Below are 26755 nucleotides of genomic sequence, written 5' to 3'. Positions count from 1 at the left end.
GTGTGGTTAAGTTGGGGTTGTCTCGTGTACATTTTCCTGTTTCTACTTTAGGGCCAGGTAATAGATTAGGAATCTGGTTGCAAGGTTGTAGTTTAAGGTGTCAAGGTTGTATTTCTGCTGATACATGGGCAAAAGCTAAAGATTTTATAGCAGTAAATCAGTTTGTAGAGCAAATAACACCTTGGTTAATACAAGCAGAAGGTATTACAATTTCTGGTGGTGAGCCATTTGAACAGCCAGAAGCATTATTAGCTTTATTAAAACAACTTAAACAAAAAACATCGGTAGATATTTTGTTGTATACAGGTTACTCCATTGAAGCGATTGAGCATCACATACAGCAAGTGAAACCTTATGTAGATGTGTTAATCTCAGATCCTTTCCAATATCAAACGTCGCAAACATTGCGATTACGGGGTAGCGATAATCAACGATTACATTTTTTTACCACGCTAGGTAAGGAACGATTTAAAGATTATCAGCAAGAGATAAGTAAGCAAGATCAAGTATTAGATGTTATGTTTGATGAAGATGGCACAGTATGGTTTGCAGGTATACCCAAGCGTGATGATTTTTTACGATTACAATCTTTTTTAGAGCAACAAGGTCACCAAATAACAGTGACTGCGGATAAATCCAAGCATTAAGGAAATTATTTATGGCAATGATGCGTTTTTGCCCTAACTGTCACTCAGAACGTTCACTCTATGAGATTTTTTGTGAAGGAGCAATTGACGGTACTCCTTGTGGCTGGGATTTATCAAACGAGCCTATTCGCGAAACTGGCTGGCGACCACAATTAGTTGTTACGGCTGAAGAGGCGATAATTGAGAATTTAATACCTCATTGTACTAATGGACACCCAATGGAAGAGGGTGATTTAATTTGTATAGTCTGTGGTGCAGATTTAGCAGAACAAACACCTGTAACTGCAGCTGTTACAGAAGAAGTAATTGAGCAATCTATAACAACAGCTACTACTGATGAAACAATAGAAACAGTTGTGGCTGGCTGGCGTCTACTAAATACTATTAGTAGTACAGATGGTACACGAGTACGTTATTTAGCTGAAAGAGAAGAAGATAATCGTAGAGCAGTATTAACTTTGTATAGTGCTGGCGCAGAGCCAGATATTGCTGTTTATGATGTTTTAAAAGGTTTACCTCGTGAGCACGTACCAGAAATTATTGCAAAAGGACGTTGGAACTCACAAGCCTATGTGGTTGCAGAAGAGTTAACGGGTGGTACGTTATCTGATTTAGGCATTGTTATTAATGATTTAGCTACTATCCGCCATGTGATGACAGAGTTAGGGGGAGCATTACAAGCTTTTGCAGAAGTTGGGTTACGCCATTGTGATTTAAGGCCAGAAACGTTATTAGTGCGTAGTCGAGAACCTTTGGATTTAGTAATTACAGGATTTGGTTCAGCACGTTTATCTGAATTTGACTTAGAAGTTATTTCACCCTTAACAACAACTTTATACACTGCTCCTGAAGTTGTAGCTGGTGGTGTAAGTGCTGCATCTGATTGGTGGAGTCTAGGGGTTATTCTGTTAGAGCAGCTTACCCAAGGTAAGTGTTTTGAAGGTGTTAATACTCAAGCGTTTTTAATACAAGTATTAACCAATGGTATTGATATTCCTAAAGGGCTTGATCTTAGATTACAGCTTTTATTGAGGGGGTTACTAGCAAAGGACCATCATCAGCGTTGGCAATGGTCACAAGTAAAAGCATGGATTAATGGTGAAGCAGTTACCGCACCAGAAATAATAAAACCAACTCAAGATACTGAATTGGGGGCTACTATTACCTTAGCGGGTAAAGCTTACCGTAGTCCTAAATTATTTGCATTAAGTGCAGCAGATCCTATTAATTGGCAAGAAGCGCAAACCCATATGTTGCGTGGTAGGGTTGTAACATGGCTAGAGCAAGCTGAATTTGATCAACAGGAATTAGCAAAGATAAGAGAAGTTTTTCGTCAACAAGATTTATCCCCAGATATACAGTTGATGCTAGTATTAAAGGTATTAAACCCTGATATGCCATTAATTCTGAAGGGGGATATTGTTACTCCTAGTTGGCTATTACAGCATCCTTTAGAAGGTTATCAATTAATTGCTAACTTTATATCCAACTTATTGAAAGACTTGGAGGGTTGGTTGTGGCGCTTACATGAGCGTGCTAATACTGTTCGAAAAAGAGCAAAAAATTTACATATTAAGTTAGATGAAGAAGTTTTAAAAATTCATTTACTCTCTACTTCAAGGGCACAGTTAACGGCTTTATGGGAGGAACGTTGGGCAATTTTACCTGATGCTAGTAATGTAGGTTTATTGTCGCTTATGGAGCGACGTATTATTAGCGAGGAAGACTTAATCGTTTTATTGAGTGCTGAGATTGGCCAGTTTAAATCTGTAGATACGGTTATTGAAGAAACAGTTAAATTAGGTGAAAAGTTTGATATTTTAACAGCTGTAGAAAGTGAATTAAGGCTATTGATTAACCAACCACGTTTAGCTTTATATCAAACATTAACTGAACGAGTCGAAGGGTTTGCCAATACAGGGCATGAGCAAGTAGATAAATGGGCTGAACAATATCGTTTAGAGAAAAGAATGCCATTAGCTCGACTATTGTTATTATTAAGTGTACCAGCCGAGCAATGGTCTAAACCGCATAAACAACAATATGTTTCACAGATTATAGATTTTTTTCATAAAAAAGTTACTACAGCCGTATTGCAAGGTCCATTAGTTCGGATGTATATGGGAATGTATACAGGGCGTGTAGATATTACATTATTAGGAACAGAGCGTAGATCAGCAAACCACCTGTTAGACCATATTTTAGAACGTAATAATCGACAAATTAGTATTGATGTTACAGCTTTTCAAAATAGTAATTACCTTGAATATCAATTAAACAATCTTTATCGTCAATCCAATTTGTATAAAAGAGATACAGGAATTGATGGTCTCTATATGGGGTTTCCTTTTTTACTTTATCAAGAGCCACATAGTTATAGGTTACCAAGAATTGCTCCGTTATTATTATGGCCAATAAAATTAAATTACGATATGGGATTGAGAAATCGTATTACTTTGGCTTTTGATAGTGATCGGGAAGAAATCCGTATTAATCCAGCATTGGAAGGGATATTAGGTAAAGAGCTTTGCCAAACTTGGAAAAAAGTACTGGATGATTTATTAGCTCGTTCTGCATTAACATCTGTTGAAGTAATGGATGCGTTAAGTTTATTAGGTAATGTATTATCGCAACAAGCACAGGCATTGCCTACTAATCTTGAGGTGAGTCGAGGAGAGGTGCATTTTGCCTGTTCGGCTGTATTATTTGATGTAAACTTTATGGGACAGTCGATAGGGGAAGAGCTTAATCGATTGAAGAAAATGTCTCCTGTAGGTACGGCTTTAGAAACTGCATTACGTTTAAAACCTTATCAAGCAGTAGCAGAAATTCCTGAGAAGCCAGCAGAGTTAGATCGTTATTTCACTGTTGACAGCGATCCATCACAGGAGAATGCGGTATTGCAATCACGGCAAGAACCTGGTTTATTAATAGAAGGGCCGCCAGGTACAGGGAAGAGTCAAACGATTGTAAATATGGTAGGTGATGCTATTGGTCGTAATAAAACAGTATTAATTGTTTGTCAGAAAAAAGCTGCTTTAGAGGTTGTTCACAAAAGATTAGTTGCCGAGGGATTAGGCGCTCGCAGTGTAATGGTTAATGATGTCAATGGTGATAGAAATGCTGTCATCGGAAGTGTTAGAGATCAGTTAGAGAAGTTATTTAGAGCACCACAAAAAACAGATTGGCAAGTAAAACGTGAGCAAGTTGCAGAAAAAATTACTAAGTTAGAAAAGCAATTAGATAGTTACCATGAAGCTTTGCATTATCAAGATCAGCAAACAGGCTTAACTTACCGAAAATTAATTGCTGAACTTATAGGTTTAAATAAAGAATATAGTTTGTTTGCCGCACCTCAATTAAGGCCAATTGTTAGTCCTTTAAACATTCAGCGGTTAGCTGAGCTGGAAGATGAGTGTGCCCCTTTAATTCGTTATTGGTTACCTGCAAACTATGAAAACAGTCCATTGGCAAACTTGCAGGCATTTTCTCATGATTTAGCAACCGTAGAAGATTTTAAAAACTTTTTTGAGCAGTTTTTAGCAGTAGAACAATCAAGAATAGATACATTAAGTGTTAATAGGGCGCGTTTTGAGTTATCTAACCCAACGCCTTATCAACATTGGATTGATACTGAAAGTAATGCTTTCTTAAGCATCTCTGAAAATTTAAGGGCACGTTTAATTAAATGGTTACCTTTCTTTAAGGTAGATTCAAATAAAGAAGCTACCTTAGTAGAGGGTGATTTGCTGGTTAATCAATTAAAAAGCTTACAAGAACAGTTAGCTATTGCTAAAGAAAGTGGTTGGTGTGATTTATCAGCTAAACTTTGTTTACTTGAGCAAGATCTTTTAGATGAGCTTTTACAAAAGGCTAGAGTTATTGTTACACCAGCTCCTTGGTATAGCTTTCTGAGTATTAAGCGTTATAAAGCAAAGCGTAGCTTATTAGATTTTTTAGCACTGCAAGGAGATATTCCTGCTAAAGAACGGATTCCTATGCTCTACAACGCATTAGTATTAGAACATGAATATCGACCCATTCGCAAAGAATTACAAACAGTTTGTGCCAAATTACAGTTACCTGTTCCTGAAAATACCATTGGTTCTAAAATGAAACAGGTTATACAGGATACACTAGGTTTATTGCTAGAAATAAAGGAGTGGTCAGAGAAAATATCAGCAGCTCCTCGTTCAGAGGATGTAGAGGCAGCTATTATTAAAAACAGAATGGCATTTGAACAGTTACTTGCAGATTATACATCAGCATTTAATAGGCATTTTGCTCGTAAAGCTTCTTTAGAGAAATTAGCTTTATTGGCTAACTATTTGATGGGTCCTTTATATGATGCTTGTAAAGTAGCTATTGAGCAAAATACAGCAACACCTTTAGATATTATAGATATAAAACGTTCCTTACCAACTACTACTGCTTATCAGTATTTTAGAAAACGGGTAGAGCAGTTAACACCTATTGCTATAAAACTATTTACAAAGCTACGGATATATCAACAAGAGCTTGAGCAGTTTGCAATAACTGATTTAGATAAAAAGTTTAGACAGCTGATTAATTATGAAGCTAGAAATACATGGAAGGAACGTTTAGAACAAAACTATCCTGCATTATTAGTTAATTATGAGGAAACACAGCAACGCATAGCTTCTTTAGCAGAGGCGGATACAGAAATGCGTGATTTAAACAGAATACTGTTAGAGCAAAATATACCTGTTAAAGAGTTAGCTTCTGCTAGAGAATGGGAAGATATTACAAGGTTAACAGGACAAAGAGCAAGGCGTCTGAGAGAGTTTATTGAGCAAGGTGAAAAATTAGGCTTAATGAAGTTGCGTCCTATATGGTTAATGAACCCTGATGTGGCCAGTAGATTACTGCCTCTTAAAGCTGGACTTTTTGATATGGTTATTTATGATGAAGCCTCGCAAATGCCGATAGAGTATGCTATTCCTACTCTTTACCGTGGCAAAATAGTCGTGATAAGTGGTGATGAAAAACAAATGCCACCCAGTTCTTTCTTTGCTACACAAGTGGAAGTAGATGAAGAAGATATAGATTTAAAACTTTCCTTTGAAGACTTAAGTGAAGAAGAGCAACAAGAAGCACTACAGGGAAAATGGAATAGTAAAGAAATTATGGACTGTCCAGATTTATTACAATTAGCACGTTCAGTATTACCAACAACAGGACTACAAATTCACTATCGCTCTGCTTATCGGGAATTAATAGATTACTCTAATGCAGCTTTTTATAGTAATCAATTAAATATACCAGTACGTCATCCATTAGAAACAGTTAAACAAGCTCAACCTATTGAGTATTTAAGGGTTAATGGTACTTATGAGGATCAAACTAACTTACTTGAAGCTAAAAAAATAGTGAGTAAAGTGGCAAGAATTTGGTTACAACCTAAAGAGCAAAGGCCATCGTTAGGCGTAGTAACTTTTAATAAGAAACAGGCTGATTTGATTGAAAGTTTATTTTATAAAAGAGCTAATAGAGATAAAAACTTTGCTGCTGCTTATAAAGAGGAAAGTCAACGGGTAGAGTCTGGTGAGGATATGTCAGTCTTTATTAAAAATGTGGAAAATGTACAAGGTGATGAGCGAGATATTATTTTATTTTCCACTACTTTTGGGCGTAATAAGGAGGGTGTTTTTAGACGTAACTTCGGTGTGTTGGGGCAGCAGGGAGGAGAAAGACGTCTTAATGTTGCCATTACCCGTGCGCGTAAAAAAGTGATTTTAGTTTCCTCTATGCCTATTGATGCAGTTTCTGATATGTTAGCTGCACAACATTTACCTAGTACACCAAGAGATTATTTACAATGTTATTTAGAGTATGCGAGGGCTTTATCTGAAGGCGAGTTTGATAGTGCTAAAGGTATTCTTAATAGGGTTGTTACAGTTAGTCATTCTCGTGTAGAGACATTAGTTAATAAACAGAAAGATGCTTTCTTAGATGATGTGGAAGATTATATTAAATCTTTAGGTGTTAACTATACACGTAACTCTGGCGCTGATGTTTTTGCTTTAGATTTTGCTATAGAAGACCCTAAAACAAACCTATATTGTATAGGGATAGAATGTGATGCGCCTATTAATCCTTTATTAAGTAGTGCACGCTCCAGAGATATTTGGCGTACTAGTGTATTAAAACGAGCTATTCCAAATATCTATCGTATTTCATCACATGGATGGTATGAATATAACGAACAGGTGAAGCAGCTTCTTAAACAAGCTATTGAAGAAATATTACAAGTAAAGGAGACTGCTGTATGAGTGGTCCTAAAGTTGTTCGTATCGTTACAGTGGAAGAGGTGATTGATATTTGTCAGGGGCATTTAGCACGTTTAGACCAAGCTATTCAGCAATGGCAAAATAGTATGGATAAAATAAATGAACAAGATGAAGATTTTTATAAAGGTATTGTAAAATGTCGTGAAAATTTTAATCAAATGCTAGCTGAAGAAAGATTTCTTGATTTACAAAAATTAGTACCTATTGAAATAGATCATTTAGCAGAAGATATTGAACAACGTAAAAAAGATAAGATTGAACAAAAAATACAACAACGTATAGAAAATAGGCAACTAAAGGAAAATGTAAAAACTATTTTAAAATCTATCTTAGATAAGAACCTTTCTATTCCAAATGATTTAGATGAAAAAATACAACAAATTATAAAAAATGATTATCAAGGGAATGTAAATGAAGTATTAAACCAAGCCTTTCTATTATTGACACCTAAACAAGATAATCAACTAACTGATCGTCAACAAGCATTACTTGATCGAATGGAAATTGATAATACTAAGCAAACTTTTCATGATTGGTTTAAACAACAAGGTCAAGTATTACAACGTGATCCTCGTATAGTTCAGGTAGACAACTATTTAAGCGAGTTAGCGCTTGAAAATATAGCAATATATGAGGTTTTTAGTAATCGATTAATCAATATAGAAAAAGAAACTCAACAAAGCCGTCAAAATCTATTATTAGATAGTTTAATATTAGATTTAAGTAAAACAGTAAAAGAAACGAAAGAGCGTAATGCTTTATTAAATCAACTGGAGTTGATATTAGCAGAGCTACGACAAACAACAGCTAATCCATTAAATATTGATATGCAAGCTTTAGATAAAGCAACTATACAAGAACTTAAAGAATTAATTAACAATTGTGAACTTCAATTAACAGAGATTAGACAAGCAACAATAGCTACTTACCGACAACAAACAATCTTACAAGGATTGGCAAGTCTAGGGTATGAAGTAAGAGAAGGAATGCAAACGCAATGGGCGAAAGAGGGAAAATTAGTCATTCGTAATCCTGCCACTCCAGGATATGGTATAGAGTTAGCGGGTAAAGCAGAAAATCCCAGACTTCAAATACGTGCAGTTAGGTTTACTGCAACTGAAAATAGACAACGAGACACAGATATTGAAACTTTATGGTGTGGTGACTTTGGTAAACTACAGACTTGGTTAGCTAAACAGGGCAGTGAGCTATTATTGGAAAAGTCATTACCTATTGGGCAGGTTGCTTTGAAACAAATAGTTGAAGTAAATGAAAGTCCTCAACAAGGATATACACAGACAAAGTATTTATAGGTTAGGTTAGTAATATTGTGTTTGGCAGCATAGTAACCATGATTTCTGATTGGGTATTATGAGAGGAAGCTATGGAAAGCATATATTGGTCTTGAAAGCTTTGGGAATATAAGTACCAATTATTTTCTTTGATATTTATTTGACGATGATTAGTAAATGGAAAAGGTATTTCAAAGGAAGTAGGAGATAAAAAGAAGCCACTGCCTTCTGCTTTCATAATGGCCTCTTTTAAAGTCCATAATTGAAAAAAATCAATATTGTTATTGTTTAGAAAAGCGTTATATTCATTGTGGGTTAGTGCTTGCTGGTATTCATGAATATTAATAGGTACTATTTTTTCGATATCTACTCCTATAGCTCCTTGATCGTTATAAGCACAAACTACCCAATTATTAGAGTGCGAAATATTAAAGCCACCTTGCATAAAATCAATAGATGGTTTTCGATAATTATTGTAACTGATATCAGGTAGAGTGTTTCCTTGAAAGTTCTCATGTTTTTTTAGTATATAAAGTAATAGCATTTTACCTATTAAAGATCGATATTTATCTTCGTTAAATCTAAATTGTTCAAGATCTTTTTGAGACGAGCTATTAAGTATTTTTTTCTGAGACTGAAGGTGAGACCAGTCCAATCCTTTTATAGAGGCACAATAAATATAGTTCATAATATATAAGAAACCCCATCAAACAAAAAGTAATTGTTTGATGGGGTATGGAATAAAGTGATTAACTGACTAATTCAGTGATATAGCTTATAATCTCTTGTTCCTTTTCAAGTATTTTGTAGTGATTAGAGTCTATTTCTACAAGTTGTAGTTGATTAGGATAAGTAATATAAGCATCAATATTATTTAATGGATATCTCTGGTAGAGTTCTGTAGAACCATTAATTTCTTTAGCTTTAAATAATACAACTTGAGTTTTTTTCAGCTTGTTCGATAAAGGTTGTACAGAAAGTTTATTATCAATCTCCATCATGGATTTTACTTTGGGTTTTAAATATGCAGGTATATTTAGTTCCTCCATTATATTGATAAGATCAATGGGTTGATCATTTAGTTTTAAATCATCTTCATTTAATAGCCATGTATCCAGTAGATAAACTTTAATATCTTTTATACCTCTTGCTTCTAAATTAGCGGCTAATTCTAATGCAATTTGTCCACCTAAAGACCAACCGAGCAAGGTAATGGGTTCATCTTTATTAAGTATTGTATCAATATGCTCTAAGTAGTATTGAGTTAATAAAGTTAGATCATCAATTTTTTGCTCATGATAGAAATTATATGAATCAATTCCATAACAGTAATGATGTCCACTCAATTTATTGGCTAGGGAGTTGTAAACTTCACAGCCTCCCAGACCTGGATGAATCATAAACATTTGTGGTTTGTCTTGGGCACTATTTAATAGCATTATCGGATTAAACTGCTCTTTAGCATTGGCAATTTTTATAGCTAATTCTCGAATAGTGTTGGTAGTTAAAATATCCACTAAACGTAGTTTAATTTTAAAAGCTTCGTTAATTTTATTGTTTAGTAACATTGCTAAAATACTATTACCGCCTAATTTAAAGAAATTATCTAGCATACTAATTTCAGTATTTGAAATTTTTAAGACACTAGAGAATACTTGGCAGAGGGTATTTTCAATAGCATTTTCAGGTGCAACATAGGTAATGGTTTCAGTAAAGTTCGGCTTTGGTAAGGCTCTCCTATTTAGTTTTCCATTGGAGGTAATAGGTAGTTCAGTTAAATGCATAAAGTAACTAGGTATCATGTAACTAGGTAAATTTTTATGCAAATAGTCGTGTAGTAGTTGTGAGTCAATCTCTTGTGGTGATGTATAGTAAGCCACAAGGTATTTACTGCCTGATGAATGCTCGTATGCTATTACAATACTATGATTGATTGCTGGGTATTGTGTTAGACGTGCTTCAATTTCACCTAATTCAATTCTAAAACCACGGATTTTTACTTGGAAATCATTACGTCCTAAGTATTGTATATTGCCATCTGGTAAAGAACGAACAAGATCGCCTGTTTTATAAATACGACTATTATAGTGTTGCTGTTTTTCCTCTGTTGTTTGGAAAGGATTAGCAATAAAACGTTCAGCGGATAGGCTAGCGTTATTTAGATAGCCTCTAGCGACACCATCACCACCTACATATAGCTCACCAACAGCTCCTATAGGAACAGGTTGTAGTTGTTCATTGAGAATATAGGCAGATGTATTAGCAATAGGCTTACCAATTAGTACATCAGTTATATCAGGATTGTTACAATCGTAATATAAAACATCTACTGTGGCTTCAGTAGGACCATATAGATTGTGTATTTCACAATTAGGTATCAAGCTATGGCATTTTTTAACTTCGTAAAGATTTAGTGCTTCACCACTACAGAATAAATACTTTAAGTTTTGTACTTTAGATTGTAATTCTGTTTGGGTGGCTAATGTTTCAACAAAAGCTACTAGCATTGAGGGTACAAAGTGTAATACATTTACTTGTTCGCGTTCTATTAACTCAGCTAAATAAAGATTATCTTTATAAAGTTCTGGATGTGCAAAAACAATACAGGCGCCATACCAGTTTGCCCAGAACAATTCCCATACAGATACATCAAAGGTATAGTTAGTTTTCTGTAAGATATGGTCTTGCTCGGTGATAGGATATTGATTATGCATCCAAACAATACGATTAACCACGCCTTGATGTTCTAACATTACACCTTTTGGATTGCCTGTTGTACCACTGGTATAGATAACATAAGCTAAGTTGTTAGGTTGTGCTACTGTTGTTAAATCATCACTACTGTAATTAGTAATTTCAAGTATTGTTTCTGGTGCTTGTAAATTAATAACTACTTGATCTGTAGTCGCTAATGCTTTGACCTTATCATAACTTGTGTTGGTGGTTAAAACGACCTTGGTTTTAGTATCTGCAAGCATGTAGCTAATACGCTCAGCTGGGGCTTGTGGATCCATAGGAACATAAGCACCACCTGCTTTAAGGATAGCTAAAATACTAATTAGCATATGTTGTGAGCGGTCCAAACAAAGTGCTACCAGATCATCTGCTTGTATTGCAAAGTTATCTCTTAAGTAGTGAGCTAACTTATTGGCGCTTTGGTTGAGTTGTTGATAAGTTAAGCGATTATCTTCATACACCATCGCAATATTATTAGGTGTTTTTTGCACCTGCTTTTCAAAAAGCGCATGAATAGTCATATTTTTAGGATAATCGCATTGCGTTTGGTTCCATTGATAAATGGTTTTTGCAAAGGTATCTCTGTTTAAATAGTTTAGTTGTGTAATGGTTTGTTGTTTCTCACATAAACTAGCAAATTGCTCAAGTATGAATTGATAAACAGTAATGTAATGCATTATGGTTTGTTCATCAAACAACCGTGTAGCATAGTTAAATATACCTGTAATAGCTTCTTTAGAGTCATCTAACATGGTGGTTATATCAAATTTAGCTACTTGATACTCAGTACCCGCTGCTTGATAAGGAATAAATAACTGTTCTGTGTCTGTTGTTAGATTATTACCAAAAGACTGTACACCAAACATAACTTGGAAAATAGGATGTCTTGAGGAGTCTTTTTCAATCTGCATAACATCTACTAGTTTTTCAAAGGGTAGATCTTGGTGCTTTTGTGCATCGATGATTAATTGCCCTGTATGTTGAATAAATTCAACGAGTGTTTGCTCAGCTGAAATCTGTTGTCTTAATGCTAAGGTATTAACAAATAAACCAATGGTTTGTTCGATAGCTTGATAATGTCTTCCTGCAATAGGTGTGCCAATGACAATATCTTGTTGATTACTGAAAGCACCCAATAATAGGTAATAACCACTTAATAATACGCTATATAAACTTACATTGAGTTCAGCAGCTAAAGAGCGTAGTTGTTGGCTGAGTTTAGCATCTAGCTGAAAATTAATATCTTTACCACTGTAGTCTATTTGTAACGGACGTACATAATCAGTTGGTAAATTTAATGGTTGATAATCAGCTAATTGTTGTTGCCAATATTGTAGTTGTTCATCTAATACTTTACCTTGTAGATACTGACGTTGCCATAGAGCATAATCTTTATATTGAATATCAATAGCTGGTAATAACCATTGCTCCGCTTGTTCAATTTTTCCTTGCTGTAGGGCAGTAAGGTATTGATAATAATGTGTTAGCTCTTTAATCAATAGTTCTATTGACCAACCATCAAAAGCAATATGATGAATAATCATGCTGATATAATTATCATTACCTAGTAAATAATGGTTAACAGCAATAGGCAATTCTCTATCTAGCTTAAATACGCGATGTATATGCTTGTAAATATGTTGATCTAAATCTTCTTGTGAGGAGCATATAAAGGTATCAACCACAAAAGGAGTAGTAGCTAATGGAAGTATCTGCTGATAGCCTAAGCCATCACTATTAGTTTTAATGACAGAACGTAATACTTCATGTCGTTCGATTACTTTTATAATGGCCTGTTCCAGAATAGCAAGATCAATAGAAGATGCTAATTTAAATATCAATGGAATATTATAAGCATTACTGCCATTCTCATAAGAGTCAATAAACCATAAGCGTTCTTGGGCAAACGATAATAGTTGTTGCTGAGGATTATCAATAACGGGAGCGACTATACAAACATGTTCACCCTGTGACTCTTCAACAAATTTTGCTAAAGCTTGCACTGAACGATGAGCAAAGATATCAGCTACATGGATAGGTTTGGCGAATAATCTAGTAATTTTGCTGGCTAACTTAATCGCTAAAATACTATTACCACCTAACCTAAAGAAATCATCTGAGATACTAATAGTTTCAGCTGCAATACCTAAAAACTCTGCATAACTTTCTACTAACTGTTGTTCAGTTTTTGTGTTAGGGGCTATATATAGCTCTTGGCTAATTAATGATGGCTTAGGCAAGGCATGGCGATCAATTTTTCCATTGATAGTAACAGGGAAGGATGTCAAATGAACAAATGCAGCAGGTAGCATGTAATCAGGTAAAAACTGCTGTAAGTAGCTCAATAGTTCATCGTCGGTTATAAACTCCTCAGCTACATAGTAAGCGGCTAAGTATTTATTACCTGTAGTGCTATCTAATGCTAAGACAATAGCTTGTTTAATGGTAGGGTATTCATTTAAACGTGCTTCAATTTCACCCAATTCAATTCTAAAGCCACGAATTTTAACTTGGAAGTCGTTGCGGCCAACATATTCAATATTGCCATCTGCTAAATAACGTACAAGATCACCTGTTTTATATAATCTACTATTATAACTTTGAGCCTTTTCTTCAGCAGTTTGCAGATGATTATTAATAAAGACACTATTAGTCATTTCAGGATTATTTAAATAGCCGCGACCAACACCAGCACCACCGATATAAAGCTCACCTATCACACCTGTAGGTACTGGCCGTAAATATTTATCTAAGATATAGGTACAAACATTATGAATTGGTTGACCAATATTGGTATTAATATCATCTTTTTTGTAAGCATGAGCAGTTGCCCAAACGGTAGTTTCGCTAGGGCCATATACGTTAATTAATTTTACACCCTGTTGACAATATTGATTAACTAATTCCTTACTAGTCGCTTCACCACCTACCGTTAAAACAGGTAGTTGTAGCGTTTCATTTTTATCTAGTAAAGCAGGTGGTATAAAAGCAAAGTCTATATTGCGATCTTTTATATAAGTAGCTAAGGCTGTAAAATCTAACCGTTTATGTTCTGCTAGAACATGTAAACAATGACCATTCAATAAGGCGTTGTAAATTTCAAAGGCATGAGCATCAAATACATAACTGGAATACCAGAGTACATTTTTAGGTTTGTGTTGTAGATCACAATGCGCTAAATCTAAAATATCTTGTTGTACTGTAGCAAGATTGGCCAATGTATGATGCTCAATCATTACACCTTTGGGAAGGCCTGTAGTACCGCTTGTATAGATAATATAAGCCAAGTTACTGGCTTGAGTTTGGCTAATAATATTTTGTTTATCTAATTTTACTAGTGTATTGATTAATGTTGGATTATCTATATCTATTATTTCAGTATTATAATTTTGGACTATACTATTTAACTTACTATAGTAGTGCTGATTAGTTAATACCGCTTTGCACTGTGTATCTGTAATCATTAGTTGAGTACGTTCAACAGGCGTTTGTGGGCTCATAGGCACATAAGCTGCACCAGCTTTAAGTACAGCTAAGATACTGATGACCATATGCTCAGATTTATCAAGATATAATCCTATTAAATCATCTGGCTCTATAACAAACCGTTGTCTTAAATAATTAGCTAATTGATTGGTGTAGTCATTTAATGCTTGATAGGTGAATTGAATATCTTCATATACTAATGCAATATTATTAGGTGTTTGTTGAACCTGTTCTTCAAATAACTGGCTAATCAGTTTGTTTTGAGTAAAGGGTACAGTTTTTGCTACTTGATTTTGAATAAGTTGGGTGTGTTCCTGTGCTGTTAACAGTTTTAATTGGTTAACATGGATATTAGGATTATTAAGTAGTTGTTCAAGTGTTAATTCAACACCTTGTAAGATCCTAGTAATAGTTTGTTGATTAAATAGCTCACCCGCATATTTTATTTTAAAGTTAATTTCGCCTGCTTTTTCATAAACTACGATACCTAGAGGGTAGTCTAATTTTTCTTTACCTTCTTTAAAGATTATTTTAAGTTGCTCATTGTTGCTATCTGAAACAGGATAGTTTTCAAAAACAAATAATGAGTTAAAAAGTCGATTAGCAGATTTTTGTAATTCTGTAAGACTTACGTTACTGTGATTATTTACATTATTAATATGGGTTTGTAAATTTTTAACAATACTAATTAATGTATCTTCAGTATGCTCTAAGGTAATGGGTAGGGTATTAATGTAAAGACCTACTGATGTTTCTATGCCATCAACAGGCAGGTTTCTACCTGAGACAGTCATACCTAGTGTTGTAATATCTGTATTACCATAAATGCTTAGTTGTTGATGCCAACAATATTGCATCAATGCATTTAAGGTAAACTCATGTGTTTTACATAACTGTATAAGTTTTTCACCTTGCTGTTTAGCAATAGTTATAGAAAGTTCTTGAGGGTCTTCAATATAACGATGTTCATTTAAGTTTATATGACGCATCTCTGGCTTAAGAAGACTTTCTAAGTTTTCTTGATTATCTTGATTAAGGTAATTTTTCCAAAACTCGTCTGTTTTATGTGTTTGTGCTTGTAAAAACGCTTGCGCCGCTAAATAACTTTTATCTTCCTGTATATTAATAGGTTGATTGTTAAGTAGTGCTAAATAATTTTGATGGACATCCTGCATTAAAATAGGAATACTCCAACCATCTAGAATGGCATGATGATTATTAAAGATACAACGGTAATGTTGCTCTTTATATTTAATTAGATAGATTCTAAATAATCCCCCTTTAGAGAGGTTGTAATTAATTTGACGATCTTTTTCTAATAAATTGGCCGTAGTAGATAATTGTTGCTCTTCTGATTGATCAGTTAAGTCAATAAACTGCCAGCCAAAGCTATTGGTTTTATCAACAATTTGGATAAAATCTTCATCCCAAGAAAATCTTAAGCGTAATGTGGGATGTTTAGCTTGGGAAAGTTGCCATGCTTTATGAAGTAAATCAGTTTGTAATGCATTGTGGTAATCCCAAATCATCTGGATACGATAAGCATTATCTAATTCACCTTGGACAATTGCGTGGTATATAAAGCCTTGCTGTAAACTATTAGCAGGGTAGATAGCAGTTATTTCATTATTGTGTTGAATTTTATCTAATAAATTTTTAGAAATTACATGATTAGTATCTGATACAGTTAAATAGCTACGATTTAGAAGTAATAACTCAGTAATTAAACATTCTAACTGTTGAGTAAAGGCAACAGAAAAATATTCAAGCTGTGCACTATTTAAATAGCCTTCCACTGCGAATTGTAATTGTCCATTTAGGATGCCACCATTCAATGCTAAGAAATCAGTATTGCGATTGTCTGGAGACATCGCTATTCCTGAGTTTTCATTACTGAATGTCCAGTATGAGCTTTGCTCATCACTATCAAATTGACCCAAATAATTAAAACAGATAGCAGGTAATGGCTGTTTGGTATAACCCACTAATACGCCATACCCAAAACCATGATGTGGAATGCTTCTTAAGTAATCTTTAATAATAGGTAAATTTTGTACAATTCCTTGCTCTTTAACATCAAGTTTAACAGGGTACATACAGGTGAACCAGCCAACAGTATTATTAATGTCAATATCGTTGAATAAATCTTCTCGGCCATGTCCTTCAAGGTGGATATAATGCTGATTAAGATTAAAGACAAGTTTTAAAGCACTGGCTAATGCGGTGAGTAAAATATCATTTATCTCTGTGCCATAGACTTTATTTATATCACGTAGCAATACCGTCGTTTGTTCTTTTGATAGTTGAATTTTAGTTTTATTAAGTGTATCAGTCCGATAAGAGGTTAACTGTTGATTATAATTATCTAGCCCTCTAACTATTTCATGCCAATAGTCTTGTTCATTATCAAAGCCTTGTACAGTAACAATTGGATAATTTTGTTGGTTATTAATCCATTGACGATAGCTAGTACCTTTATCACCTAAAATAGTGCTAGGATCAATGGCATTATTTAATGATGCATTTTGTTCACTAAAGTACTGATAAAGTTTTTGTAGATCATTTTTAATAATTCGCCAACTCACTGCATCAATATTTAAATGATGGACTGCAATATGAATACGTGCGCTATTATCTGCATAACCTTCAAGATAACCTATATGGAAGAGTGGGCCTTCAGTAAAGTTAAATTGATTTTGCCATTGGGTTAACTGTTTTGTAATTTGTGCTTCAGTAAAGCCTTTGATATCTATATGATCAAAAGGTAATACGGTGATAGTTGAATGATAATAGCCATTCAAGGCGTCTTGATAAGTAGCTCGCAGTATATCGTGATATTCAACCAATTTACTAAGGCTTAGTTGTAGTAATTCAATATTAAGTTTTGGTACTTTAATTAAAAATGCTTGGTTCCAATGATGATAAGCAGGTAGTTTGCCTAATTCTCTATTAGCAAAGAACCATTGTTGGATAGGTGCTAAAGGAATATTACCTTCTAAAATACCTTGTTCAGATTGAATAGTAGGTATTAAATTATCTTGGTTTTTAATTACATGGTCGCTTAACGCTTTAACTGTACGATAAGTAAAAATATCTTTAATAGATAGATAATAATTTAATGATTGTCTAATGCGATTAGCCAATTGAATACTGCTAATACTATCACCACCTAATTTGAAGAAGTCATCTTCTATGCTGATAGTGTCATTCTGTAATCTCAGTACTTCAGCAAATGTATTACAAAATAGAAGTTCTGTATTATTAGTTGGTGCTAGGTAGTTTTTAGCATTAGTAAATACTGGCTTGGGTAGCGCCCTATAATTCGCTTTACCATTACTGGTAATAGGAAAGGCATGCATATGTATAAAAACAGCAGGCAACATATAATCAGGCAAAAATTGCTGTAAATAATTTAGTAATTCATTATTATCTAAAGCCTCATCAGCCACATAGTAAGCAGCTAAATACTTATTGCCTATATTATTATCTAAGGCTAAAACAATAGTTTGTTTAATACTAGGGTAATTACTTAAACGTGCTTCAATCTCACCTAATTCGATTCTAAAGCCACGAATTTTAACTTGGAAGTCATTACGGCCAATATACTCAATATTACCATCTGCTAAATAACGTACAAGATCCCCCGTTTTATACAACCTGCTATTGTAACCTTGAGCTCTTTCTTGTTCAGTTTGGAAAGGATTATTAATAAAGACTTTATTCGTCATTTCAGGGTTATTTAAATAACCACGACCCACACCTGCACCACCAATATAAAGCTCTCCGATAACGCCAACAGGAACAGGCTGTAGGTGTTCATCCAATATATACACGGTTGTATTAGTCAGAGGTTTGCCAATGGTAACTGTTTGTTTAAATGGCACAGTTGCTTGATTAGTTAAGTAGGCTGTAGCGTAAGTGGTCGTTTCTGTAGGGCCATAAACATGAACTAAATTAACATTCGGGTAGCATTCTCTAAATTTATTAACATGGATGGCCGAAGAGGCTTCGCCACCAAATAATACATATTTTAACTGAGCTAAATTAGTTAATTTAGCATCTACTAACGTATTGAAAAAAGCAGTGGTAGAGAAGAAGTTTGTAATTTGATAATCAACAATCAACTGATTAAACTTCTCTAAATCCAAGAAATTATCTTTAGTAGCGATTACTAAACTAGCCCCATTAAGTAAAGAGCCAAAAATATCATAAGTAGAAGCATCAAATTGATAACCAGAGATACTTAATAAATGATCGTTTTCGTTGATCTCAACATAGTTAGCATTAATAATTAGACGATTAATATTATGGTGTTCAATCAACGTACCTTTTGGGTTACCTGTAGTACCACTGGTATAAATAACATAAGCTAAATCATGGGCAGTAGTATCAATAATAGGGGGAGTGCTTGGATACTGTGCTAATGTATTTACAAAAGCTGGCTGATCAATACAAGATACAGGGATGTCTATGGCTAAAGAAGTTACCTTATCTTGATAGTGCAATTGAGTAATGATGGCTTTTAGTTTGGCATCTTGTATGATAAAGCCATTACGTTCATTGGGAGCATCAGGATCCATAGGAACATAAGCAGCACCCGCTTTAAGGATAGCTAAAATACAGACAACAATTTGTTCTGAGCGATCAAGGTATAATCCAACTAAATCATTAGGCTGAAGCTGATAAGTAGTCTGTAAATACTGTGCTAATTGATTTGCTTGCTGATTGAGCAACTCATAAGATAGTTTAGTTTGATTAAAGATAACCGCTGTATTATGAGGTGTTTTTTGTACTTGTTGTGCAAACAACTGAACAACCGTTTTATCATTTGCATAGGGTTTTTGAGTATTATTTCTACGATAAATTAATTCTTCATAGGTTTCTGTATTTAAGAATTTTAATTTGGCAATAGCCTGCTGCTCTTCACACAAGTTAGTAAATTGTTTAAGTATACATTGATAGACAGTAATGTAATTTTCGATGGTTTGTTTATTAAATAGAGAAGTAGCGTAGTTAAATACTCCTGTAATTGCTTCATTAGAATCATCTAATGTGGTAGTAATATCGAATTTAGCTACTTGATACTGTGTATCTTCAACTTGATAATGTTCCAATAAACCATTAATTGCTTTTAATTGAGAGCTACCAAATGATTGTACGCCAAACATTACTTGGAAAATAGGATGTCTTGAAGCATCTTTTTCAACTTGCAGAGCATCTACTAATTTTTCAAAAGGTAAATCCTGATGTTTTTGGGCTTCACTAACTAATTGTCCTGTTTGTTTAATAAAGTCTACTAGTTGTTGCTCAGATTTAATTTGTTGTCTTAGTGCTAAGGTGTTTACAAAGAAACCTATAGTATTTTCAATAGCCTGATAATGCCTTCCTGCAATAGGTGTTCCTAAAACAATATCTTTTTGACTGCTTAAAGTACCTAATAACAGATAATAACCACTGAGTAGTACAGTATATAGGCTAACATTTAAATTCGTAGCTAACGTTCTTAACTGTTGGCTTAATTGACTATCCAATTCAAAATGAATATCTTGGCCTTTGTAATCAATCTCTAATGGCCGTACATGATCTATTGGTAAATTTAATGGTTCATAGTCAGCGAGTAGTTGTTGCCAATAGTGTAATTGATCATCTAACACTTTGCCTTGTAAATATTGACGTTGCCATAAAGCAAAGTCTTTATACTGGGTTTCTACGGCTGGTAATACTAACTGTTTAGCTTGTTCATTAGCCCCTTTTTGCAGGGCTTCAAGATACTGGTAAGCTTGGATAAATTCATTAATAAATAAATCAAGAGACCAGCCATCAAAGGCAATATGATGGATAACAATCGCTAGATAACATTCATTCGCTAATTGATAGCGGTTAATAAAAATAGGGTATTCTGTATCTAAAGCAAATATATGATGGATATGTTGATAAATAGTACTTTGTAAGTCTTGTTGTGAAAGGCATAGATTAGGATGAATTACAATAGGCATGGTTTGTAAATCCATTACCTGTTGATAACCCAGTCCTGCTGAATTTGTTTTAATTAGTGAGCGTAATATTTCATGGCGTTCCATTACTATTATAATGGCTTGTTCCACAAGGCTAAAGTCAACTACAGGGTTTACTTTAAATACTAAAGGAATATTATAAGCATCACTGCCACCTTCATAAGAATCAATAAACCATAACCGCTCTTGTGCAAAAGATAATAATTGTTGTTGAGGGTTATCAACTACAGGGGCTATAATAGAAATCTGCTCACCCTTAACATTATCAATAAATTCAGCTAAGGTACGTGCAGAGCGATGAGCAAAAATATCAGCCACATGGATCTGTTTAGTAAATAATCTAGCTAACTTACTCGCTAATTTAATGGCTAAAATACTATTGCCACCTAATCTAAAGAAGTCATCAGTGATACTAATACTTTCACTTGCAATACCTAATAATTCCGCATATGCTTCAACTATCTTTTGTTCAATGGTTGTACTGGGTGCTATATATTGCTCTTGAGTAATTAATGAAGGGGTAGGTAAGGCACGTCGATCAGTTTTACCATTCATATTTACTGGGAAAGCAAGTAAATGAACAAAAGCAGTTGGCAACATATAATCAGGTAAAAACTGCTGTAGATAATTCAATAACTCATTATCAGCTATGGCTTTATCAGCTACATAATAGGCAGCTAAATATTTATTATTGGTAGCACTGTTTAAGGCTAAAACAGTCGCTTGTTTTATGGCAGGATGATTATTTAAGCGAGCTTCAATTTCTGTTAATTCTATTCTAAAACCACGGATTTTAACTTGGAAGTCATTACGGCCAATATACTCAATATTACCATCTGCTAAATAACGTACTAAATCCCCTGTTTTATACAACCTGCTATTATAGCCTTGAGCTTTTTCTTGATCGGTTTGGAAAGGATTATTAATAAATACCTTATTTGTCATTTCAGGGTTGTTCAAATAACCACGACCAACACCCGCACCACCAATATATAGTTCCCCTATAACGCCAATAGGAACAGGCTGCATTTGCTCATCTAATATATAAATAGTCGTATTAGTGAGGGGTACGCCAATGGGAACACTATGATCAAAAGGAGCATTTGCTTGATTAGCGAGATAAGCTACAGCAAATGTAGTAGTTTCTGTTGGGCCATAACCATTAACTAACTTTACGTGAGGGTAAAGTTTTCTAAATTTATTAACATGAACTGCAGAAACTGCTTCACCACCGAATAATACATACTTTAATTTAGCTAGATTGGTTAATTCAGCATCAACGAGTGTATGGAAAAAAGTAGTGGTAGCAAAGAAATTAGTAATTTTATAGTCATCAATTACTTTATTAAATTGTTCTAAATTTAATAAATTGTCTTTACTGGTTATAACTAAGGCAGCACCATTAAGTAAAGAACCAAAAATATCGTAAGTAGAAGCATCAAATTGATAGCCAGAGACACTTAATAAACGATCAGTATCAGTAATATCTACATAATTAGCATTAATAATTAAGCGATTTATATTATGATGTTCAATTAATGTGCCTTTTGGATTACCTGTAGTACCACTGGTATAAATTACATAGGCTAAATTATGTGGGGTCGTAGTGTTTACAGGGTTATGCGTTGGATATTGTGTTAGTGAATCCACAAAAGCTGGTTGATCAATACATAATACAGGTATTGATAACGCTAAATTATTTACTTTGCTTTGGAAATGCTCCTGAGTAATGATAGCTTTTAGCTTAGCATCTTGCATAATAAAGCCATTACGTTCATCAGGCGCTTCTGGGTCCATAGGTACATATGCAGCACCCGCTTTAAGGATAGCTAAAATAGATACTATGATTTGTTCAGAGCGATCTAAGTATAATCCTATGAGGTCGTCAGGTTGGATATTGTAAGTGGTTTGTAAGTGATGAGCTAATTGGTTTGCTTGTTGATTGAGTAGTTCATAAGATAGTTTGTTTTGATTGAAAATAACAGCAATGTTATCAGGATTTTTTTGAGCTTGTTGTTCAAATAGTTGAACAACGGTTTTATCATTAGCATAGGGTTGTTGAGTATTGTTTTTAGAATAGATTAGTGCTTGATAGGTTTCTTTATCTAATAAGTCAATATCTTTTGTTAGGGTATGGGTAAGGTCATTGACCAGATAGTCTAGCAATTGAATAAATAGTTTTTGATATAGCTGAATAAATTGTTGTACAAGGTGCTTATCTAATTGTTGATCATCAAATTTAACGCGATAATTAATATGATTATTATGTTCTTCCTGTTCAAAAATTAATTTATTAGATAAGTCTATTTGTAATTCATGATTTATTTTTTCGCCATGAATGCCATTAAGATGAGTTTGATGGTCACGGAAAAAGGTTTGTACAAAAGCAATATCTAAAATATTAGGATTATCAACATAAGACATAATCTCGTAGATAGGCAAATACTTACCACTAGATTTTTTAAGGTCTTTATAGTATTTGGTAATGTTATTAATAACAGCTTGTAAGGTGGTGTTATCATCAAAATGGTAATTAATTAATAATGTATTAACATGGGCACCATAAAATAAATCTTTACCTTCTAACATAGCAACTGGATAAACAAGAGGGATATTGGTTTGTCTTGTCATTTTATGCAGTAGTAAAGCCATTACTAACTGGCCAAACATGTAAGTAGTAATTTTATATTTACGACGTAGAGTTTTTAGTTGCTTATCTACTTGCTCATCATAACTAAATAAATACTCGGTGATAAAAGGTATACTTTGTTTTTTAGGGACAATATTGGTTGTTTTTAAAAAAGATAAATCAATGCTTTGTACTTCTTCTAAATGTTCTTTCCAGAACGATTCCATTTGCTCTTTTTGAGTGGTGAGTATATGTTGGTAGGTATTATGAAGTCCTTGATGCATTTCTGTTTGAGTTTCAAGAGTAGGGATTTCATAATTAATGCCATTATAATTTTTACGAATCTTTTCCCATATTTCTTGGGTACTAATACCATCTACAACAATATGATGAAAAACGAATAGTATCCGATATTGTTCATTAGCTAATTTGATTAGATGTATTCTTGCTAAAAGATCTTTTTCTAAATTAAAGGGAGAGGTAACGATGTTATAAAGTTCATCATCAGTTAGCGGCGAATCATGATAGGTAATAGCATTTTTAATAGGGGGAGAGGGAATCCAGCATATGCCTTCTGGTTGATTGGAAATGGTATGGCGTGTTATAAAATGTTCATTAAATATTTTATTAAAACAGTCAGCAAATCGTTGTACATCTATTTTACCTAATACAGTATTATCTATCACAATATTATAATCACTGCGCAAAGGATTAGATAACCACTCATAATAGAAAATTGACTGATAAGGGGTTAGTTTAACATTTTTCATTTTTTTATAACCTATAAACATTAAGACATAATAAAGCCACATTGATGCAATGTAATTATCATGTTTATGACGGAAGCTAATATCAAAGAAATTGGATAATGTTTTGCTAAAACCAAGAATTATTTAAAGTATTAGTTTGAGCGAATGAGGAAAGATTTTCTTAGGTCTGGTTATATGCAGAACTAAATAGTTTCCTTAACATTGTAGGTTTGATAAGCCAGATATATTGATACTCAAAAAGTATATAGTGATAAAGAGAGGATATTTTGTTAATGGATTTTATAAAAAAATAGAATTTTTTATTTGAGTGATTATTATTTAAAATAAATAATGATAGTGTTTTTTTATCTCTTAGTCCTTTTTTTATTAATGAATAAAAAGTTTTTTCATTAATTTTATTGATCATCCTAATACTCCCTATATTCCTATTAAAAACTGTTATTAAGGATACCAATTAAAAGATAATACAAAACTATACTTTGGTATAATATAGTAATAATATTAATATATTAGGTAATATTTTACTAAAGAAAAGGTTTGTAAATAGCGTGCAATTGTCAGCTTTTTTGGCAAAGATAGGTCTATAATTAATTAAGTTGGAGTAATTAAATTTTTTGATAGGTAACATGTTAATTTAATTGGTTATGTCATTTGAGTTATGGTTTTTCTAAAACGTGCTAGTGTAAAAGTGAAAAACTAAGACCTAAAATAGTTAACCACAAAAAAGGCACCTATACTGTTTTAATACCTGCACCTTGGAATAAAATAGCTTGACCTAATTTTACAACGTGAGTTGTCGGAGCAATTAGCATAATATATTGTAAATGTCTGTTTGCATGATAACGAATGGCTGATCCTTTTTAACAAAGTTTCCTTCTTTTACTAGTATTTGTTCAATATGTGTAGCTAGTTTAGTTGATATATTGATTTTAGTTGCTTTTATGTAACAAAACTCTCACCAAAATTTTGATTATGTATACGACTCCATATTAAGTAGTTTATTATCAAAATTAAAATAATAATTATGGGTATTAATATTGGTTTTTTTACTTGAACTTTCATAATATGAAGTCTTATCACTGAAAATTATAATGCTGGTAGAACACATGCATTGAGGTAAGGGTGACGGTGGGATTCTTGGTTGGTTTGTTGAATAAAACGTGGTGGAATTTGGAATCTCATATAGGAACTACATGTACCTGAGCAGATAGCATCAGATGGGGAGTCGAGGATATCAATAAGTAATTGGGTTATATTATTTCTAGCATTACTGTAGTGGTGGTGAATTTGTTCTAAAGAGCATAGTAAGCGTTGTCAATTAGAATAGCCATATTACGTTCAAGTGCTGCTGTAATAAGTTGTGAAAAACTTGTGCTGCAAGGCTTGAGGTCTATCGGTAAATGATAAAACAAGCTCTTAGACTAAAGTATACTAAAGTAAAATATCCTGTTCATATATGCTTTACTGGAATGGAAAGGTGGTTGTAGTGTTTTTTGCTTCAAAGGAAACTCTAGGAGAGATATTATGAAGAAAATAATTATTGTTTTATTTGCATTAAGTTGTTCTTTATTATCTATGCAAGCGTTTGCAGCAGTACAATGGGATAATATGGGTTGGATTTATAGTCAATATGAATCACAAAGTTTTGATAAAAAAACCAATTATAGAATATGTAATTATAGGCACACAAATAAAGGTTTTGGTGGCGGAGATATTATCACACAAGTAACATATACAGCGAATGCTCCTTTCAAACCACAATTTTGTCCACCAACAAGATGGGTTAACTGGTAATATACAATTATAAGCCTCTTTATTTAGAGGCTTTTTATCTTTGGTTGTCATCACTTACTCCTTAAAATAGTCATGATTTTTAATGGTTGGAGTAGGTTTTATAAAATTTCTTATTTTAATAAGTGTCTTATATGAATGTATAGTATTGTTTGCCAAATTTTATTGTCATATTAAATAGATATTTTAATATCTATGGAGAGAGTTGATATGAAAAATATATGATAATGTTATTTGCTTTAACTTTTATATCAGGATTTGCTATCGCGCAAAAATCTACGCACTAACCTTTGAGAGCTTTAATTTTTACAGGTCAAATGACGACATTTTTGAATTCTAAAACTTGTTATTACAAAGAGGTCATATTGCCGGGCTATAATCCTTTCGGATTTGGTAGACAAAGAGTTTTTAGTGTGAATGTAGCATGTCCAGAGATTCTTTATGAGTATGAATAAGTTTTATAAGTGATTTAATATCCTTTGAAGTAAAATTATCAACTTGACAAGAAGCCCTAGCTAATAGTGCTTTTTTATAACTACGGCTAGGCAAACCTTCCCAAAAAGCATGCTGTCTATAATCATATAAATAATTAATAAAGTATTCAGCATTTGTTATATTCAAGTTAATTAAATTACAGAAAAAATCCTTATGTGTAATAAGGATTACTGTATGAACACTTATCCGTCGATCATAAATGATACCTATTAATCAGTGAATGATTATCATAGCTTTATGGTGGTAAAAAGTTAAGCCAGAATTAGAAAAGAGAAAAAGGATAGTTGATATATTTAATATAACATCTGTTTAATTACTAAAACATACGTTAATAGATCAGTTTGATTTAATAGAGTTAGTCGATAAGAATTTAATTATAGTGAATAGCATTATAGAGGAGGTATGTTTTTACTTTAATTTTTTGGTGTATTTTTAAAATAGTATGATATTTAGGTAAAAGTTATCGAAAATAATGGTTGTTTTATCTGCATATTAGCTTCATTAATTTAATATTGATATAAGTCATTATAAAGTAATATATTTGATATGACACATTGGTAATAATAGATTGTTTTGTTAGGTCG

General features: G+C 33.3%; 6 protein-coding genes. 4 read left to right on the top strand and 2 right to left on the bottom strand.

Annotated features, from left to right (window positions below; translation table 11 throughout):
* The first annotated feature begins 2 nt into the window (after positions 1-2).
* From ACQVD9_RS10850 to ACQVD9_RS10840, 3 genes are read left to right on the top strand one after another with little or no spacing between them, the layout of a single operon-like run.
* Positions 3-647, top strand: a complete 645-nt coding sequence (locus tag ACQVD9_RS10850; RefSeq protein WP_264745970.1) for a 4Fe-4S cluster-binding domain-containing protein — start codon at positions 3-5, stop codon at positions 645-647.
* An 11-nt stretch (positions 648-658) separates the two neighbouring features.
* On the top strand, positions 659-6940 hold the full coding sequence (locus ACQVD9_RS10845) for a protein kinase domain-containing protein (RefSeq protein ID WP_413774153.1): 6282 nt from the start codon (positions 659-661) through the stop codon (positions 6938-6940).
* Positions 6937-8271, top strand: coding sequence for a hypothetical protein (locus ACQVD9_RS10840; RefSeq protein WP_264745969.1), 1335 nt, complete (start codon positions 6937-6939; stop codon positions 8269-8271). The genes ACQVD9_RS10845 and ACQVD9_RS10840 overlap by 4 nt, the downstream gene beginning before the upstream one ends.
* 1 nt (position 8272) lies before the next feature.
* Here the strand turns inward: ACQVD9_RS10840 and ACQVD9_RS10835 are convergent, their stop codons facing one another.
* Together ACQVD9_RS10835 and ACQVD9_RS10830 are read right to left on the bottom strand one after the other, a co-directional pair.
* Positions 8273-8938, bottom strand: a complete 666-nt coding sequence (locus tag ACQVD9_RS10835; RefSeq protein ID WP_264745968.1) for a 4'-phosphopantetheinyl transferase family protein — start codon at positions 8936-8938, stop codon at positions 8273-8275.
* Between the two features lie 61 nt (positions 8939-8999).
* Entirely contained in the window at positions 9000-23885 is a 14886-nt protein-coding gene (locus tag ACQVD9_RS10830) for a non-ribosomal peptide synthetase (protein ID WP_264745967.1), read from the bottom strand.
* 1524 nt (positions 23886-25409) lie between these two features.
* Here ACQVD9_RS10830 and ACQVD9_RS10825 point away from each other — a divergent pair.
* Positions 25410-25679, top strand: coding sequence for a hypothetical protein (locus ACQVD9_RS10825; protein ID WP_264745966.1), 270 nt, complete (start codon positions 25410-25412; stop codon positions 25677-25679).
* Positions 25680-26755 lie beyond the last annotated feature (1076 nt).

This window comes from Entomomonas sp. E7T21 (assembly GCF_058693955.1).
The sequence above is the reverse complement of the archived record's forward strand: the minus strand, read 5'-3'. Positions and strand labels throughout refer to the sequence as shown.